1 pseudogene is annotated in these 607 nt (G+C 58.8%); it reads right to left on the reverse strand.

Annotated features, from left to right (window positions below):
- Nucleotides 1-599, reverse strand: a pseudogene (locus Q2M23_RS43790) (hypothetical protein); the annotation flags it as partial.
- Between the last annotated feature and the right edge of the window lie 8 nt (nucleotides 600-607).

Here is a 607-nt window from a genome sequence, read left to right on the forward strand (position 1 = left end):
ACGGGGGGCCGTCTGGCAAGCCATTGACCCTGCGGATGTGCAAGCCATTCGTCTCGCGTACGACACATCACGCCGACTAGTTTGCGCTCCGCCATTGCTTCCTCCAGATCGAGCGCGTTCCATTCCCGAACGGCGCGCGCGATATCTGAGGGATCGTGTGAACACTTCAGGAGACGAAGGATCCCGATGGCATTGGCGAGAGTTTCCCTACAGATAGGATGGTAGACGAGGTACTGTCGGTCGTCCCGGGTTCGAAAGATCATCTCTCCCGGATTCCGATATATCGGTTCAATCGGATGCCCGTTTTGTGAGAGGTGCAAGGCGGTTCGCAGACCCGGGACGACCGCCCGGCGGACGTCGACGGAAATATCCTGGCCGCGACCAGTGCGCATTTTCCAAATCGTCGCCAGTGCTGCACCATGCGCGGCAAGTGCACAGGCGGTAGCGCCGCCGAGACGATGGCGACTCGACACCACGGGGTCTGCGCCTTCAATGCGGATCTCTCCGCCGGTTTCTTCAGCCCTGATCCCTATGATCGAGAGCAGATCCTCGAGTCTCCTTCGATGTTCGAGCTGCTCCAGCGCTTCATAATCACTCATAAGTTCTT

This window comes from Bradyrhizobium sp. 33ap4 (assembly GCF_032654765.1).
Classification (GTDB): Bacteria; Pseudomonadota; Alphaproteobacteria; order Rhizobiales; family Xanthobacteraceae; genus Bradyrhizobium; species Bradyrhizobium australafricanum.